Annotated in this window: 15 protein-coding genes; 14 read left to right on the top strand and 1 reads right to left on the bottom strand. The window is 66.4% G+C overall.

What is annotated here, in order from left to right:
• Window positions 1-113: 113 nt before the first annotated feature.
• The 14 genes from NNX37_RS09865 (at window position 114) to pyk (ending at window position 16,737) form a co-directional block, all read left to right on the top strand.
• Window positions 114-407: an HGxxPAAW family protein gene (locus NNX37_RS09865; RefSeq protein WP_255792344.1), complete on the top strand. Its 294-nt coding sequence runs from the start codon at window positions 114-116 to the stop codon at window positions 405-407.
• Window positions 408-1,244, top strand: coding sequence for an indole-3-glycerol phosphate synthase TrpC (gene trpC / locus NNX37_RS09860; protein ID WP_255792342.1), 837 nt, complete (start codon window positions 408-410; stop codon window positions 1,242-1,244).
• 67 nt (window positions 1,245-1,311) lie between these two features.
• Entirely contained in the window at window positions 1,312-2,673 is a 1,362-nt protein-coding gene (trpB, locus tag NNX37_RS09855; protein ID WP_255792340.1) for a tryptophan synthase subunit beta, read from the top strand.
• Complete coding sequence (gene trpA / locus NNX37_RS09850; RefSeq protein WP_255792338.1) at window positions 2,670-3,479, top strand: tryptophan synthase subunit alpha; 810 nt, start codon at window positions 2,670-2,672, stop codon at window positions 3,477-3,479. Before trpB ends, trpA begins: the two co-directional genes overlap by 4 nt.
• Window positions 3,476-4,510 (top strand): prolipoprotein diacylglyceryl transferase, encoded by a 1,035-nt coding sequence (lgt, locus tag NNX37_RS09845; protein WP_255792337.1) that lies wholly within the window; start codon window positions 3,476-3,478, stop codon window positions 4,508-4,510. The genes trpA and lgt overlap by 4 nt, the downstream gene beginning before the upstream one ends.
• Before the next feature lie 260 nt (window positions 4,511-4,770).
• Window positions 4,771-9,360 (top strand): glutamate synthase large subunit, encoded by a 4,590-nt coding sequence (gltB, locus tag NNX37_RS09840; RefSeq protein WP_255792336.1) that lies wholly within the window; start codon window positions 4,771-4,773, stop codon window positions 9,358-9,360.
• Entirely contained in the window at window positions 9,353-10,810 is a 1,458-nt protein-coding gene (locus NNX37_RS09835; protein ID WP_255792335.1) for a glutamate synthase subunit beta, read from the top strand. The genes gltB and NNX37_RS09835 overlap by 8 nt, the downstream gene beginning before the upstream one ends.
• A 195-nt stretch (window positions 10,811-11,005) precedes the next feature.
• A complete protein-coding gene (locus NNX37_RS09830) occupies window positions 11,006-11,242 on the top strand; it encodes a hypothetical protein (protein WP_255792333.1) in 237 nt (78 codons plus the stop codon).
• 149 nt (window positions 11,243-11,391) lie between these two features.
• Window positions 11,392-11,745 carry a PadR family transcriptional regulator gene (locus NNX37_RS09825; protein WP_255792332.1) on the top strand — a complete coding sequence of 118 codons (354 nt, stop codon included), beginning with the start codon at window positions 11,392-11,394 and terminating at the stop codon, window positions 11,743-11,745.
• Complete coding sequence (locus NNX37_RS09820) at window positions 11,745-12,107, top strand: DUF1048 domain-containing protein (protein WP_255792330.1); 363 nt, start codon at window positions 11,745-11,747, stop codon at window positions 12,105-12,107. The genes NNX37_RS09825 and NNX37_RS09820 overlap by 1 nt, the downstream gene beginning before the upstream one ends.
• 24 nt (window positions 12,108-12,131) lie before the next feature.
• Entirely contained in the window at window positions 12,132-12,968 is an 837-nt protein-coding gene (locus tag NNX37_RS09815; RefSeq protein ID WP_255792328.1) for an ABC transporter ATP-binding protein, read from the top strand.
• Window positions 12,955-13,713 (top strand): ABC transporter permease, encoded by a 759-nt coding sequence (locus NNX37_RS09810; protein WP_255792326.1) that lies wholly within the window; start codon window positions 12,955-12,957, stop codon window positions 13,711-13,713. The genes NNX37_RS09815 and NNX37_RS09810 overlap by 14 nt, the downstream gene beginning before the upstream one ends.
• Before the next feature lie 69 nt (window positions 13,714-13,782).
• A complete protein-coding gene (locus NNX37_RS09805; RefSeq protein ID WP_255792323.1) occupies window positions 13,783-14,997 on the top strand; it encodes an NADH:flavin oxidoreductase in 1,215 nt (404 codons plus the stop codon).
• 228 nt (window positions 14,998-15,225) lie between these two features.
• Window positions 15,226-16,737 (top strand): pyruvate kinase, encoded by a 1,512-nt coding sequence (gene pyk / locus NNX37_RS09800; protein ID WP_255792321.1) that lies wholly within the window; start codon window positions 15,226-15,228, stop codon window positions 16,735-16,737.
• A gap of 80 nt (window positions 16,738-16,817) precedes the next feature.
• On the opposite strand, the gene NNX37_RS09795 is transcribed toward pyk, so the two are convergent.
• On the bottom strand, window positions 16,818-17,351 hold the full coding sequence (locus tag NNX37_RS09795) for an ANTAR domain-containing response regulator (RefSeq protein WP_255792834.1): 534 nt from the start codon (window positions 17,349-17,351) through the stop codon (window positions 16,818-16,820).
• Window positions 17,352-17,568 lie beyond the last annotated feature (217 nt).

Raw genomic sequence — 17,568 nt, 5'->3', positions numbered from 1 at the left:
CCCGCAGATCCACCAGACCACCGGATTGCGCCGAACACCGGAGCAATATGTGAAAGGGTTTCCGCCCAGTAATGGCAGAATGGAAACCAGATTCGTTAACGAGGAGATTCATCATGAGCACAAACGCCACAGACCAGCACCTGGGAGCGGGCCAGGAAAACGCGGGCGAAAGCCACGCCAGCATTCACGACGAGACCATCGGGCACGGCAACACCCCCGCCGCCTGGGCCTGCGTACTGATCATGATTATCGGCGCTGCTGTGTCCTCTGTTGCCTACTGCATGGCCAGCTACGTTGGCTTCTTTGCGGGCATCGCCGTGATGCTGGTCGGCCTGCTGGTCGGCTTCATCATGCGCAAGGCAGGCTACGGCGTCAACGGATCGAAGCTGAAGAAAAGCAGCCACTGAGTGAGCGTTCTCGACGACATCATTGCCGGCGTTCGGGAGGACCTTTCCGAACGCCGGCAAAGTGTCCCGCTCGAGCAGGTCCGCGGCCAGGCGCTGCAGGCGCCGGCACCGCTGGACGCCTACGCAGCCCTGGGCGGAACTGCCGAACCCCGCACCGAGCTGCGGGTTATCGCCGAGGTCAAACGCAGCAGCCCCTCCAAGGGCGAGCTTGCAGACATTGCCGACCCCGCTTCGCTGGCCGCAGCGTATGAGCGCGGAGGAGCCGCCGTCATCAGCGTGCTCACCGAACAGCGCCGGTTCCGGGGTTCCCTCGCGGACCTCGACGCCGTCCGCGCCGCCGTCGGCATCCCCGTGCTGCGCAAGGACTTCACCGTCGACGAGTACCAGATCTGGGAAGCACGCGCCCACGGCGCAGACGTCATCCTGCTCATTGTCGCCGCACTGGACGACGAGCAGCTGCGCCGCTTCCTGGACCTCACGCACGAACTGGGTATGAACGCCCTGGTCGAGACGCACACCGCAGACGAAGTAGACCGGGCCGTCGCCCTGGGGGCGCGGATCATCGGCATCAACGTGCGCAACCTCAAAACGCTCGACGTCGACCGCTCGGTGTTCGCCGCCCTGGCCGGCAGCATTCCCGCCGGTCCCGTGGTCATTGCCGAGTCCGGCGTCCGTGACGCCGCCGACGTCGAGCACTACGCTTCCAACGGAGCCAACGCCGTGCTGGTGGGCGAGGCCCTCGTGAAGCACGCATCCCCGGCCGAAACCATCGGCGAGTTCACCGCCGCCGGCGCCAAGGCCCTGGCTGCCCGCGCCCGGCTCCACGGTGAAAGCTGACCCCTAGCACCACCACCCTGTCCGGGCAGGAACGGCCCGGGCCCAAGCAGGACAGGACACAAAGCCCATGATCGGGAAGTCGGAACAGGCTCAGGCAGCAGGAGCTGCCGCGGAAACCGGAAGCGGAAGCGTCACGGAGGCCTTCCTGAACGGGGGAGTGTCCTCCCTGCGCCACGCCTCCGGCCCGTACTTCGGCGAGTACGGCGGCCGCTGGATGCCCGAATCCCTGATCGCTGCCCTGGACGAACTGGAAGACACCTTCGAAAAGGCCAAGGCCGATCCGGAGTTCACCGCCCAGGTGGCTGACCTGAACAAGAACTACTCCGGCCGTCCGTCGCTGCTCACCGAAGCCAAGCGCTTCTCCGGGCACGCCGGCGGAGTGCGGATCTTCCTCAAGCGCGAAGACCTCAACCACACCGGCTCCCACAAGATCAACAACGTCCTGGGCCAGGCCCTGCTCGCCAAGCGGATGGGCAAGACCCGGGTCATCGCCGAGACCGGCGCCGGACAGCACGGCGTGGCCAGCGCCACCGCCGCCGCCCTGCTCGGCCTGGAATGCGTGGTGTACATGGGTGCCGAGGACTGCCGCCGCCAGGCCCTGAACGTGGCCCGGATGGAACTGCTCGGCGCCAAGGTCATTCCGGTGACCAACGGCTCCCAGACGCTGAAGGACGCCATCAACGAGGCGCTGCGGGACTGGGTCGCGAACGTGGACAACACCCACTACCTGCTCGGCACCGCAGCCGGGGCGCATCCGTTCCCGGCCATGGTCCGCTACTTCCACGAAGTGATCGGCGAAGAAGCCCGCGCCCAGATGCTGGAGCAGGCCGGCCGGCTGCCGGACGCGGTGTGTGCCTGCATTGGCGGCGGCTCCAACGCCATCGGCATCTTCCACGGCTTCCTCGACGACTCCGAAGTGAAGATCTACGGCTTCGAGGCCGGCGGCGACGGCGTCGAAACCGGCCGCCATGCCGCCACCATCACCCTCGGCCGGCCCGGCGTGCTGCACGGCGCCCGCTCCTACCTGATGCAGGACGACGACGGCCAGACGGTCGAATCCCACTCCATCTCCGCAGGGCTGGACTACCCCGGCGTCGGACCCGAACACGCCTACCTGGCCGACATCGGGCGGGTCAGCTACGAACCGATCACCGATGCCGAGGCGATGGACGCCTTCCAGCTGCTCTGCCGCACCGAAGGCATCATTCCCGCAATCGAATCCGCCCACGCCCTGGCCGGTGCCATCAAGGTGGGCCAGCGTCTGGCCGCCGAGGCGGCCGGCTCCGACGGAAATGTTTCCGAGAAAATCGTGCTGGTGAACCTCTCCGGCCGCGGCGACAAGGACGTGGCAACCGCCGCGGAATGGTTCAACCTGCTGGACGAGCGCTCAGCCGAAGCCGAAATCGGCAAAGAAGGGGAACAGCTGTGAGCACCGAGGCAACGCAGAGCAAGTCCGCCGCAGCTATTGACCGGGCCGCCGCCCAGGGGCGGGCCGCGCTCATCGGCTACCTGCCCGCCGGCTACCCCACCGTGGAAGCCACCATCGCCGCCGGCATCGCCCTGGCGGAAAACGGTGCGGACCTGATCGAAATCGGCATCCCGTACTCCGACCCCGTGATGGACGGGCACGTCATCCAGGCCGCCACCACGCAGGCACTGGCAGACGGCTTCCGTGTAGCGCAGGTCTTCGACGTCGTTGCCGGCATCACCGCCGCCACCGACGCCGCCGTGCTGGTCATGACCTACTGGAACCCCGTGGTCCGGATGGGCGTGGACGAGTTCTCCCGCCGCCTGGCCGACGCCGGAGGAGCAGGGCTGATCACCCCGGACCTGGTTCCGGATGAAGCCTCCGAATGGCTGGAAGCCTCCGACAAGTACGGCCTGGACCGCGTCTTCCTGGTCGCCCCGTCCTCCACCGAGGCCCGGATGAAGAGCACCGTGGCCGCCGGCCGCGGCTTCGTCTACGCCGTCTCCATCATGGGCGTCACCGGCGCACGGGACAGCGTCAGCGACGCCGCCCAGAGCGTTGTCAGCGCAGCCCGCGACGCCGGCGCCGAACGCGTCTGCGTGGGACTGGGCGTCTCCCGTGCCGAACACGTCCGCGAAATCGGCGCCTACGCCGACGGCGTCATTGTGGGCACCGCCCTGGTGGCGGCCCTGCGCGACGGCGGCACGGACGCCGTCGCCGCCCTCACCCGTGACCTCAGTACCGGAACCCCGAAGGCCAGCCGATGAACCCGATGTCCGTGTACGCCAGCATCCCCAGCCCGCCCGCTGAGTTCAGCAGCTTCTCGCTGGGGCCGCTGACCATCCACGCGTATGCGCTGTGCATCCTGGCCGGCATCATGCTCGCCCTGTGGCTCACAGCCCGGCGGTGGAAGGCCCGCGGCCTGGACGCGGACGCGGTCTGGGACATCTCCATCTGGGCCATCCCGTTCGGCATTATCGGCGGACGGCTCTACCACGTGTTCTCCTCCCCGGACGCCTACTTCGGACCGGACGGGGACCTGTCCCTCATTCCGCAGATCTGGCTCGGCGGGCTGGGCATCTGGGGTGCGGTGGCCCTCGGCGCCGTCGGTGCCTGGATCGGCTGCCGCCGGGCGGGCATCAAGCTCTCCACCTTCGCCGACGCCGGCGCCCCCGGGCTGCTGCTGGCCCAGGCCGTGGGGCGCTGGGGCAACTGGTTCAACCAGGAACTGTTCGGCTCCGAAACGGATGCTCCCTGGGGCCTGGAAATCGACGCGGACAACGCCAATTTCCCCGCCGGTGCCGCCCCCGGCACCACGTTCCACCCCACCTTCCTCTACGAGTCGCTCTGGAACCTGGCCGGCGTAGCCCTGCTCCTGCTGCTGGACCGCCGGTTCCGGCTCCGCGGCGGCCGCCTGTTCTGGATTTACGCCGCCTTCTACACCGCCGGACGGCTCTGGATCGAGGTGCTGCGCATCGACGATGCCGAAATGATTACGCTGCTCGGCGTCACACAACGCCTTAATGTGTGGACCAGCGTGCTGATCCTGGCCGTCTCCATCGCGATGTTCATTTACCTGACAGTCAAGGCACGCAAGGGCGGCGAGGGCTCGCTGTACCTCCCGGGCCGTGAACCTGCGCAGGGAAGCGGTATTACCGCAGCAGATAACAAGAATGAAACAGAAGCGGGGAATGCGGAATCGGCGTCAGCAGAACGCCCGGTGCGTGCTAATCTCGCAGAGACAAAAACCGAGGAATCCCTTCCTCACCGGTCCAGGAACAACGGACCTTCTGCCTGACCCACAGGGTTACCCTCCCGGTGCTGCAGGCGGAGCCACAGAGACGTGGCGCCAGAGCGCTGCAGCACCGGGCCACCCCTTCCGGAACGCGGCGGTTACCGGCATCCAGAATTCCTTATAAAAACGGATCAGTTTCCGGGTTTATAAGGGTGAAGTGAGCCGTAAAATCAATCAATGCCGCGGAGCGCCCCCTCGGGGATCCCGCTGGGGCCAATGCTGTCCCCTCCCAACGCTCTACAAGGGGGAAGGACTCACTTCTTATGGCTGATTCCCTGTCTGCATACCCTGACACTGCGATGTCGCCTTTCATCCGCTTTGCCGCGCTTCCGGAAGACGCCGGCCTGTACCGGGCCGAGAACGAAAAGGACGCGTGCGGCCTGGCCGTCATTGCCACCCTGCACGGTGAGCCCACGCACGGGATTGTCGACGCCGCCCTCGCGGCCCTGCGCAACCTTGAACACCGCGGTGCCGTGGGCGCTGACGAAGGCACCGGCGACGGCGCCGGGCTCCTGACCCAGGTCCCGGACGAATTCTTCCGTGCAGTAGTGGACTTCGAGCTTCCCGGGGCCGGAGGCTACGCCGTCGGCACCGCCTTCCTGCCCACCGAGGACCGCGAGCAGCAGACCGCCCGCGCCGGCGTCGAACTCATGGCCGCCAGCGAGGGCCTGCGTGTGCTGGGCTGGCGCGAGGTGCCCGTCGTGGCCGAGCTTGTCGGTGCCATGTCCCGGGCCTGCATGCCCCATTTCGAACAGGTGTTCCTGGCCCCCGAAGAGGGGACCGGCGCCTCGGACCTGGACGCGCGGGCCTTCCGCGTCCGGAAGCGTTCACAGAACAAGTTCGGCGTCTATTTCCCCTCGCTGTCCTCTCGAACCATGGTCTACAAGGGCATGGTCACCACCGCGCAGCTGGAGCCGTTCTTCCCCGACCTGTCCGATCCCCGGTTCAAGACCCGGCTGGGCATTGTCCACTCGCGCTTCTCCACCAACACCTTCCCGTCCTGGCCGCTGGCCCAGCCGTTCCGCGCTATCGCGCACAACGGCGAGATCAACACCGTCAAGGGCAACCGGAACTGGATGCGCGCCCGGCAGTCGCAGATGAAGAACCCGCTGCTGGGGCAGACCCCGGAAGAGCTGTTCCCGATCTGCACCCCCGGCGCGTCCGACTCCGCCTCCTTCGACGAGGTGGCCGAGTTGCTGATGCTCTCCGGCCGGCCGATCACGCACGCGATCATGATGATGATCCCGGAGGCCTGGGAGAACCACGCCACCATGGACCCGGCCCGCCGGGCCTTCTACCAGTACCACTCCATGCTGATGGAGCCGTGGGACGGTCCCGCCGCCGTGTCCTTCACCGACGGCGTCTCCGTGGGCGCGGTGCTGGACCGCAACGGGCTGCGCCCCGCCCGTTACTGGGTCACCGACGACGGCCTGGTGGTCCTGGCCTCCGAGGTGGGCGTGGTGGACATCGACCCCGCCAAGGTGGTCCGCAAGGGCCGCGTCTCGCCCGGCAAGATGTTCCTGGTGGACACCGCCGAGGGCCGGCTGATCGAAGACGAGGAAATCAAGGCCGAGGTAGCCGCCGCCAACCCGTGGGCGGACTGGGTGAAGGAAAACCAGGTCCGCCTGGAGGAGCTGCCCGAGCGCGAGCACGTGCTGCACACCAAGGCCTCGATCAACCGCCGCCAGCGGACCTTCGGCTACACCCAGGAGGAACTGCGGATCCTGCTGGGCCCGATGGCCCGCACCGGTGCCGAACCGCTGGGAGCCATGGGCTCCGACACTCCCATCGCCGTGCTCTCGAAGCGGCCGCGGCTGCTCTTCGACTACTTTGTGCAGTCCTTTGCCCAGGTCACCAACCCGCCGCTGGATTCCATCCGCGAGGAACTGGTCACCTCCCTGCAGGCCTCGATCGGCCCCAACGGCAACCTGCTGTCCCTGAAGCAGGTGAAAACCAGCCAGATCGCACTTAAGTTCCCGGTCATCAACAACGATGAACTGGCCAAGATTGCCAACCTCACCGACGACGACGGCGACCGGATAGCGCTCAAGGTCCGCGGCCTCTACCGGCCCGAAGGCGGCGAAGCCGAACTGCGGGCACGGATCAGCGAGATCTGCGAAAAGGTCTCCGGCGCCGTCAACCGGGGTGTGCAGTACATTGTCCTCTCGGACCGGGATTCCAACGCCCAGTGGGCACCCATCCCGTCCCTGCTGCTGCTCTCCGCCGTGCACAACCACCTGCTCAAGAGCGCCAACCGCACCAAGATCTCCCTGCTGGTGGAAGCCGGCGACGTGCGGGAGGTCCACCACGTGGCCCTGCTGATCGGCTACGGCGCCTCCGCGGTGAACCCGTACCTGGCCATGGAAAGCTGCGAGGAACTGGTCCGCAACGGCGACATCACCGGAGTCACCGGCGAAGAGGCCGTCACCAACCTGATCAAGGGCCTGGGCAAGGGCGTCCTGAAGATCATGTCCAAGATGGGCATCTCCACCGTCGCCTCCTACTGCGGCGCGCAGACCTTCGAAGCCCTCGGCCTGGGCCAGGAACTGGTGGACGAGTTCTTCCACGGCACCCAGACCCAGCTCGGCGGCGTCGGCCTGGACGTGGTTGCCGCCGAAGCCGCCGCCCGGCACGCCGAGGCGTACCCCGGTGACGGCATCGAGGAACCGCACCGCGCCCTGGACAACGGCGGCGAATACCAGTGGCGCCGCGAAGGACCGCCGCACCTGTTCAACCCCGAGACCGTCTTCCGGCTGCAGCACGCCACCCGCGAACGCCGGTACGACGTGTTCAAGGCCTACACCAACGGCGTGAACGACCAGTCGAAGAACCTCATGACCCTGCGCGGGCTGCTGGACTTCCGCACCGGCGACCGGACTCCGGTGCCGCTGGACGAGGTGGAACCCGTCTCCAGCATCGTGAAGCGCTTCTCCACCGGAGCCATGAGCTACGGCTCCATCTCCCAGGAAGCGCACGAAACCCTCGCCATCGCGATGAACCGCCTCGGCGCCAAGTCCAACACCGGCGAGGGCGGAGAAGATCCGGAGCGGCTGCTGGACCCGGAGCGCAACTCCGCGATCAAACAGGTCGCCTCCGGCCGCTTCGGTGTCACCAGCCTGTACCTGACCAACGCGCAGGACATCCAGATCAAGATGGCCCAGGGCGCCAAGCCCGGCGAGGGCGGCCAGCTGATGGCGCAGAAGGTCTACCCATGGGTGGCCCGCACCCGGCACTCGACGCCCGGCGTCGGCCTGATCTCCCCGCCGCCGCACCACGACATCTACTCCATCGAGGACCTCGCCCAGCTGATCTATGACCTGAAGCGCTCCAACCCCAGCGCCCGGGTGCACGTGAAGCTGGTCTCCGAAGCCGGAATCGGCACCGTTGCGGCCGGCGTGACCAAGGCAAAGGCCGACGTTGTGCTGGTCTCGGGGCACGACGGCGGCACCGGCGCCTCGCCGCTGAACTCGCTCAAGCACGCCGGCGCCCCGTGGGAACTCGGCCTGGCCGAAACCCAGCAGACCCTGATGCTCAACGGACTGCGGGACCGCGTGGTGGTCCAGGTGGACGGGCAGCTGAAGACCGGCCGTGACGTCGTGATGGCGGCACTGCTGGGCGGCGAGGAATTCGGCTTCGCGACCGCGCCGCTGGTGGTGTCCGGCTGCGTGATGATGCGCGTCTGCCACCTCGACACCTGCCCGGTGGGCGTCGCCACGCAGAACCCCGAACTGCGGGCGCGGTTCACCGGCAAGCCGGAGTTCGTGGTGAACTTCTTCGAGTTCATTGCCGAGGAGATCCGCGAAATCCTGGCCGAGCTCGGGTTCCGGACCCTCGAAGAGGCCATCGGCCGCACCGAGCTGCTGGATACGCAGGCAGCCATCAACCACTGGAAGGCCGACGGCCTGGACCTGGAACCGATCCTGCGCGGACCCGAGGTGGATCCCGGCGCACCGCTGCGGAACATGGTGCAGCAGAACCACGAACTCGATCTGCACTTCGACAATAAGCTCATCGAGATGAGCGCCGACGCGTTGCAGAACCGGGCCCCGGTCCGGATTGCACTGGACGTGGTCAACACCGACCGGTCCGTGGGCACCATGCTCGGGCATACCGTCACGAAGACCTTTGGGGTGGACATCCTCGCTCCGGACACCATCGACGTCACGCTCACCGGGCAGGCCGGGCAGTCCCTCGGCGCGTTCCTGCCCGCCGGCATCACCCTGCGGCTGTTCGGCGACTCCAACGACTATGTGGGCAAGGGCCTGTCCGGCGGCCGGATCATCGTCCGCCCGGACCGCGGCAACGTCTTCGCAGCCGAACGCAATGTCATTGCCGGCAACGTGATCGGCTACGGCGCCACCAGCGGCGAGATGTTCCTCAGCGGCCAGGTGGGCGAACGCTTCCTGGTCCGCAACTCCGGGGCCACCGCCGTCGTCGAAGGCATCGGCGACCACGGCTGCGAATACATGACCGGCGGGCAGACCCTGATCCTGGGACCCACCGGCCGGAACTTCGGCGCCGGTATGTCCGGCGGCACCGCGTTTGTGGTGGACCTGGACCCGGCCCGCGTGAACAAGGAGTCCCTGGAACGCGGCGAGCTTCGGCTTGAGGCTCCGGACGCCGAGGACATCGACATTGTCCGCGGGCTGCTGATCCGGCACCTCGAGGAGACCGGCTCCGACCTGGCCCAGAAGATGCTGGAAAGCTTCGAGGACACCGTGTCCCGTATAACCAAGGTGCTGCCGCGGGATTACGCCGCAGTGCTCGGCGCCCGCGCCTCCGCTGCCGAAGCGGGACTCGATCCCGACGGCGCCGAGGCCTGGAACAAGATTTTGGAGGTTACCGGTGGCTGATCCACGCGGATTCTTGAAGGTACGCGAACGCCAGACCCAGCCGCGGCGCCCCGTGCCGGTGCGCATCATGGACTACAAGGAAGTCTACGAAGCGCAGGAAAAGGGCGTGCTGCAGGCCCAGGCCGGCCGCTGCATGGACTGCGGCATCCCGTTCTGCCACCAGGGCTGCCCGCTGGGCAACCTCATTCCGGAGTGGAATGACCTGATGCGGCGGGACAAGGGCGCCGAGGCCATTGAGCGGCTGCACGCCACCAACAACTTCCCGGAGTTCACCGGCCGGCTTTGCCCGGCCCCCTGCGAGGCGTCCTGCGTGCTGGGCATCAACCAGCCGCCGGTCACCATCAAGCAGGTGGAGGTCTCCATCATTGACGAAGCCTGGGGCGAAGGCTGGGTCACCCCGCACCCGCCGGAGCGGCTGACGGACCGGACCATCGCCGTCGTCGGCTCCGGCCCCGCCGGCCTGGCCGCCGCCCAGCAGCTCACCCGCGCCGGACACACCGTGGCCGTGTACGAGCGCGATGACCGCATCGGCGGGCTGCTGCGCTACGGCATCCCGGATTTCAAGATGGAAAAGATCCAGGTTGACCGCCGGCTGGACCAGATGCGCGCCGAGGGCACCCGGTTCCGGACCGGCGTCGAAGTGGGCAGGGACATCAGCTGGGAGCAGCTGCGCCGCCGCTACGACGCCGTGGTGATCGCCACCGGCGCCACCGTGCCCCGCGACCTGCCCATTCCGGGCCGGGAACTGTCCGGCGTGCACTTCGCCATGGACTACCTGGTGCAGTCCAACCGTGCCGTCGCGGGTGACACCGTGAAGAACCAGATCAGTGCCGAGGGCAAGCACGTCGTCATCCTCGGCGGCGGCGACACCGGCGCGGACTGCCTCGGCACCGCGCACCGCCAGCAGGCCGCCTCGGTCACCACGCTGGCGATCGGCCAGCAGCCGCCCGCCGAGCGTGCCGCCCACCAGCCCTGGCCGATGTACCCGACGCTGTTCGAGATGGCCAGCGCCCACGAGGAAGGCGGCGAACGCACCTTCCTGGCCTCCACCGTGGAGTTCGTGGGGGAGAACGGCAGGCTCACCGGCGTGAAGGTGGCCGAGACCGAGTTCGTGGACGGCAAGCGGCTGCCGAAGGCCGGCACGGAACGGATTCTTCCGGCGGACCTGGTGTTCCTGTCCCTGGGCTTCACCGGTCCGGAGCCGGCCGGCCTGGCCGATCAGGTCTCCGCGGAGTTCGACGAGCGGGGCAACGTGGTCCGCGACGGGTACTACATGACCGGCACCCCGGGTGTATTCGCCGCCGGCGACGCCGGGCGCGGGCAGTCCCTGATTGTTTGGGCCATTGCCGAGGGACGGGCCGCGGCCGCCGCCGTGGACCAGTGGCTGATGGGATCGACCCGCCTGCCGGCGCCGGTGGCGCCGACCGACCGGGCGATCACCGCACTGTAGCTCCGCTTCGGCCGGGACTGGGTAGAGTACCGGGTGGATCACGCGCCTGCGTTTTCCGATGAGCACGTTGGGGGAGAGCACATGGTGGTAGGAGTCGTCGCAACATTCGTCTGCGGAGCATTCACAGTGGGCATAATTGCGCTCGGTCTCTTCCTGAAAAAGCTGCGCAAAGTGGACAAAAAGCATCCGAACCGAATGTCGCAGGTCCAGTTTCGCCCCCGGGGATTCCGTGGGGTGGTCCTGTTCATCGGCGCCATCGGCGTGCTGCTGTGGGCAGCACTGCTGCTGTCCGCGGATTCGGAACTGCCCACCTGGGTGTTCAGCATCGCCTGCGTGTTCATCATGGGTGCCCTGCATCCGGTGCTGATCGGGAAGTCAGGGGATATGTTCGTGCTCCGCTGCGAGGACAATGCCGCGGACGCCAGCCAGTAAGAAGTGCCCTTAAGAGCAACAGCCCGGAGACCAGCCCCACCGGCCTGGTCTCCGGGCTTTTTTCTTTGCCCTAAACCCCTTTGCCCAGTCGGTACTTAGTGTTACTTTCTAGTGGTAGTCAGCAACACTGAGTAGACGGGTACGGCTCCATGGGTAAACAGATGACCGAGATGCTCAAGGGCACCCTCGAGGGCATTGTCCTGGCGATCCTCGCCGTCGAGCCTGCCTACGGCTACGACATCACGGCGCGGCTGCGCGAGCAGGGTTTCACCGATATTGCCGAGGGAACCGTGTATGCACTGCTGCTCCGGATCGAGAAGCGGGGACTGGTCGACGTCGAAAAAATGCCGTCGGAAAAGGGACCCCCGCGCAAGGTCTACGCCCTGAACGCCCAGGGTGCCGAGTACCTCCGGGAGTTCTGGGGCACCTGGAGCTTCCTGGCGGCACGGATCGACCAGCTTCAACGCCACGCCGAGAACCCGCAGAACGAAGGAGGGGAATGATGGCCGCACAATGGATCGAGCTGGTCACGGGACCGTGGGAGGACAAAAGGCGGTGGCGCCGGCTCAAGCAGCGCAAGAAACAGCTGCCCGCGGGGTACCGCACCGCCATGGACGGCCTCGAACGCTACTTCATGTACGCGGGACCGATTGCCAGGGGAGACGTCTACCTCCAGATGCTGGAAGACCTCGCCGACCTGGTCGAGCGTGCCGCCGTCGACGGCACTTCCGTCCGCAGCGTCGTGGGGGAGGACCCGGTGGAATTCGCCGAGGCCTTTATTGCGAACTACGCGGACGGCCAGTGGATCAACAAGGAGCGCAGGCGCCTGATCGAGACCATCGACAGGTCCGCCAAAGAGGGATAGCTCACCGGGAATGGAGAACCGGATATGCCTACCGACCACACCCTCGACCCCGCCATCCGGGTACAGGGCATCGAAAAATCGTTCCGGGAGCTGCAGGTGCTGCGCGGCGTCGGCTTTGACGTGAGTGCCGGCAGTATCTATGCCTTGCTCGGCTCCAACGGAGCGGGAAAAACAACGCTGGTGCGGATCCTCGCAACACTGCTGAAGGCCGACGCCGGGACCGCAGCGGTCTCCGGGTTCGACATTGCCGCCAGCCCCGCCGAGGTCCGCCGCTCCATCAGCCTGACCGGCCAGTTCGCCGCCATCGATGAAGTGCTGACGGGCCGGGAAAACCTCGCGCTCATCGCGAAACTCCGCCACCGGAAGGATCCGGGCGGGATTGCTGAGGACATGCTGGATCGGTTCGGGCTTACGGACTCGGGAAACCGCAGGGCGGGGACATATTCGGGCGGAATGCGCCGGCGCCTCGATATCGCGATGAGCCTGATCGGGGAACCGGAGATCATCTTCCTGGATGAGCCAACTGCCGGTCTTGATCCGCAGGCGCGCAACGAGGTTTGGCACACCATTCGGGAACTGGCTACGGGCGGAACCACCGTGCTGCTCACCACGCAGTATCTCGAAGAAGCCGAGCAGCTGGCCGACCGCATCGGCATCCTGCACCAGGGCGTCATCATCCAAGACGGCACCCTGGCCGAGCTGCAGCAGCTCCTGCCGCCGCCGACAGAGGAATCCGTGATCAGGCAAGCGTCCCTGGAGGACGTTTTCCTCACCCTTGTCGGCGACACCGGCCGACGGACCGAACCCGGCGGCGGTTCCTCCGTGGCCGCGGACGTAAGGAAAGCCGATGACCGCCATTAGCGACACCACTGCCCTGACGGGCCGCTCCCTGCGCCACGTGCTGCGCAGTCCAGACACCATCATTACGACGGCGGTCACCCCTGTCGCGTTGATGCTGATGTTCGTCTACGTCTTCGGCGGTGCGATCAGCACCGGATCCGGGGAGTCCTACATTAACTACACGCTGCCGGGCATCCTGCTGATTACCGTGGCATCCGGCGTCGCCTACACGGCCTACCGGCTGTTCCTCGATAGGCAGGGAGGCATCTTCGAACGCTTCCGGTCGATGCCGATTGCCCGCTCCGGGGTGCTCTGGGCCCACGTCCTCACCTCGGTAACCGCAAATCTGGTCTCGCTCGCGCTGGTTGTCGCCGTCGCCCTGATGGCAGGATTCCGCTCCGGCGCCTCCGCAGCGGCATGGCTCGCCGTCGTCGGCATCCTGGTCCTGTTCACACTGGCCCTGACCTGGCTGGCCGTGATAGCCGGGCTGACCGCCAGGACCGTCGACGGCGCCAGCGCGTTCAGTTACCCGCTGATCTTCCTGCCGTTCATCAGCTCCGCGTTCGTGCCGACCGATACGATGCCCGGCCCGGTGGCATGGTTTGCCGAACACCAGCCCGTGACCTCCATTGTGGACACCCTCCGGGCGCTGCTTGCCCAGCAACCCGTGGGCAGCGGCTTCTGGGTGGCACTTCTGTGGCTGGCCGGCATCCTCGGCCTCGCCTACGCCGGCGCCACGGCCATTTACCGGCGTCGGATGAACTGATTCCGCCTCAGACACTGGTCTACAGTTCCTGGTACTGAGCGTTTTTCCCGCCACCAAGGAGTCTCCGCCATGTCTGTTGATGTCACCCTGGGCACCCGTCCGCCCGTACCATCGCCGCTGTCCCCGGAGACGCTGGGGCCGGTCCGCCTGCGCAACCGGATTATCAAAGCCGCAACGTCGGAGGGCAGGTCACCGGACGGGCTCGTCACCCAGGACCTCATCGACTTCCACGTCGGGTTCGCCCGCGGCGGCGTGGGCATGACGACGGTGGCTTACTGCTCGGTGGCGCAGGAGGGCCGCAGTGCCCCGGGCCAGATCATCATGTCCGCCGAAGCCGTACCGGGACTGCTGCGCCTCACCGCCGCCGTCCACGCCGAAGGTGCCGCCATCTCCGCGCAGCTGGGCCACGCCGGCGTCGTCGCCAGCCGTGCCGTTACCGGGACTAACGCCCTGTCTCCCAGCACCTTCCTGAACCCCACGTCATTCCAGCTTTCCAAAGAGATCACCCGGGAGCAGATGCGCGGCGTCGTCGGGCAGTTCCGGGACGCGGCGCTCGTTGCGGTGGAGTCGGGGTTCGACGCCGTCGAGCTGCATTTCGGCCACCTGTACCTCCCCAGCTCCTTCATGAGCCCCTGGATCAACAAGCGCAGGGACGAATACGGGGCCAGCATCGAGAACCGCACCCGTTTCGCCCGGGAAATTGCCCAGGCAGTGAAGGAAGCCGTTGGCGACCGCATTGCCGTGATTGCCAAAATGAGCATGGACGACGGGATCAAGGGAAGCATCTGGCTGGATGAATCCCTGCAGTCCGCCCAGCTGCTGGACTCGGACAAGGTGCTGGACGCCATCGAGCTGACCATGGGTTCCTCGGTGAAGCGGCAGATGTTCCTCTTCCGCGGCGACGTGCCGGTGGACGGAATGGCGGCCGTTATGAAGGAGCCGTTCAAGACCGGCGTGAAAATGCTGGGAAAGAAGATCCTGGGGGAATACCCCTACTACGATCTCTACATGCTGGAGGCCGCCCGGCAGTTCCGCCCGGTAGTGAAGAATGCGAAACTCATCCTGCTCGGCGGGGTGAACAATATGGTCCACCTGGAGGCCGCCATGGCCGAGGGATTCGAGTTCGCAGCGATGGGCCGGGCGCTGCTGCGCGAGCCGGACCTGATCAACCGCCTGGCGGAGGACCCCACCAAGCCCGGTCTCTGCATTCACTGCAACAAGTGCATGTTCACCGTCTACGGGAAGACCCACTGCGTGCTGGCGGAGGCGGTTCAGCCGGCTTAGGGTCAGGCCGGCGCCGGACCCGCGTGCACAGATTCCCACGACGGTCGGCAGGCGGGCCGCCCGTCTGCCCCCTGAAACCGAGCTTTTCCCGCTTTCTGGGAATCTGTGCAGGCTCCCCCACTACCGGCCGGGGCGAATAGGTGCTTGGCGGGGCTCCCGCCCGGGTTTCCGGCGTGACCAACGGCCTGTTCCCATGCGCAAACTGCCAAGGGAGACTAGGCTAGAAGTATGAGACGCGCAAAGATTGTTGCCACATTTGGACCAGCGATCGCCAGCTACGAAAATACCGTAGCGGTTCTTCGCGCGGGCGTGAATGTCGCCCGTATGAACATGAGCCACGGCGACCACTCCGTACACAACGCCACGTATGAAAACGTGCGCAAGGCCTCTGCTGAGCTGGGAATGCCCGTGGGCATCTTCGCCGACCTCCAGGGCCCCAAGATCCGGCTCGGCCGGTTCACCGAGGAACCCCACTTCCTGAACGTGGGGGATACCTTCACGATCACCACTGATGACATTCCCGGTACCAAGGACATCTGCTCCACCACGTACAAGGGCCTCCCCGGCGACGTGAACATCGGCGACTTCCTCCTGATCGACGACGGCAAGGTCAAGCTCCGCGCCGTGGACGTAACCGCCAACACCGTTGTCACCGAGGTAGTCGTACCGGGCAAGGTGTCGAACAACAAGGGCATCAACCTGCCCGGCGTGGCCGTCAACGTGCCCGCGCTGAGCGAAAAGGATGAGGACGACCTCCGCTGGGCCATGCGCCGCGGCGTCGACATGGTTGCCCTGTCCTTCGTCCGCAACGCCGGTGACATTTCCCGCGTGCACGAGATCATGGACGAGGAAGGCCGCCGTGTGCCGGTCATCGCCAAGATCGAGAAGCCGCAGGCCGTGGAGAACCTCGAAGAGATCATCGACGCGTTCGACTCCATCATGGTTGCCCGCGGTGACCTCGGCGTCGAACTGCCGCTCGAAGAGGTTCCGATCGTGCAGAAGAAGGCCATTGAACTGGCCCGCCGCTGGGCCAAGCCTGTCATCGTGGCCACCCAGGTGCTGGAGTCCATGATCGAGAACCCCCGCCCGACCCGTGCCGAGGCCTCCGACTGCGCCAACGCCGTGCTCGACGGCGCGGACGCAGTGATGCTCTCCGGTGAAACCTCGGTGGGTTCCTACGCCATCGAAACCGTCGAAACCATGGCACGGATCATCGAGTCCACCGAGCAGCACGGCCTGAACCGCGTTCCGCCGCTGGGCTCCAAGCCGCGGACCCGCGGCGGCGCCATCACCCGCGCCGCAGTGGAGATCTCCGACCAGCTGGATGCGAAGTACATCTGTACCTTCACCCAGTCCGGCGATTCCGCCCGCCGCCTGTCCCGCCTGCGCCCGTCCAAGCCGGTGTTCGCCTTCACCCCCGTGGAGGAGACCTACCGCTACATGACCCTGTTCTGGGGCGTGGCACCCATGCTGGTGGAGTTCGCTGAGCACACCGATCAGATGACCGCCCAGGTGGACCGCACCCTGCTCGAAGAGGGCCTCGTGGAAGACGATGACCTGGTGGTCATCGCTGCCGGTTCGCCTCCCGGACAGGCCGGCTCCACCAACAGCATCAAGGTGCACCGCGTAGGCGACATCGCCGACGCAGGCCAGCGTGCTGACGGCCAGGAGCGGGTCAAGGAAAAGGTCGGCCCGTGGCCGGTCAAGGAAAGCAAGAAGGGCCAGGCCAAGGCCATCTAGGTTCCGGTTTTCCCTTTACCAACAGGAAAGGTCCCGTCCATTTGGACGGGACCTTTCCTGTTGGTTCTGTATCTGTTGGCTTAGTTGACCTGGTTGATAATGGTTTCGGCGACTTCGCGCATGCTCAGCCGGCGGTCCATGGAGGTCTTCTGGATCCAGCGGAAAGCCTCGGGCTCGGTCAGGCCCATCTTGGTGGTGAGCAGCGACTTGGCGCGCTCCACCAGCTTGCGGGTGGCGAACTGTTCCTGCAGGTCGGAAACCTCGGCTTCCAGCGCCTTGATCTCCTCGTGGCGGGACAGGGCGATCTCGATGGCCGGGATCAGGTCCGCCGGGGTGAAGGGCTTGACCACGTAGGCCATGGCGCCGGCTTCGCGGGCACGCTCCACCAGTTCCTTCTGGCTGAAGGCGGTCAGCAGCACCACGGGGGCGATGCGGGCCTTGACGATCTGCTCGGCGGCGGTGATGCCGTCCATGAGCGGCATCTTCACGTCCATCAGCACCAGGTCCGGCTTCAGTTCCTTGGCGAGCTGGACAGCCTTCTCGCCGTTGTCTGCCTCGCCGACGACGTCGTAACCCTCACCGGTGAGGATCTCGACAATGTCCAGGCGGATCAGGGTCTCGTCTTCGGCGACGAGTACACGGCGGGCCGGGCCGTTGGAGGCGTTGGACGGTGCGGCGTTGGACGACGCGGCGGGCGCGGACTCGGGGGACTCAGACACAGATGCTCCTCAGATACGGTCTCTCCTGCCGGCAGGCCGGCAGTTCACAGATTCAGCCTATCCGCATGTAGAGTTGTTTTGCGCCCAACACGGTAAGTACTCGTACTTCGTG

Origin of the sequence: Arthrobacter zhaoxinii (genome assembly GCF_024385505.1) — a bacterium.
In the GTDB taxonomy this organism is placed as follows: domain Bacteria; phylum Actinomycetota; class Actinomycetes; order Actinomycetales; family Micrococcaceae; genus Arthrobacter_B; species Arthrobacter_B zhaoxinii.
The sequence above is the reverse complement of the archived record's forward strand: the minus strand, read 5'-3'. Positions and strand labels throughout refer to the sequence as shown.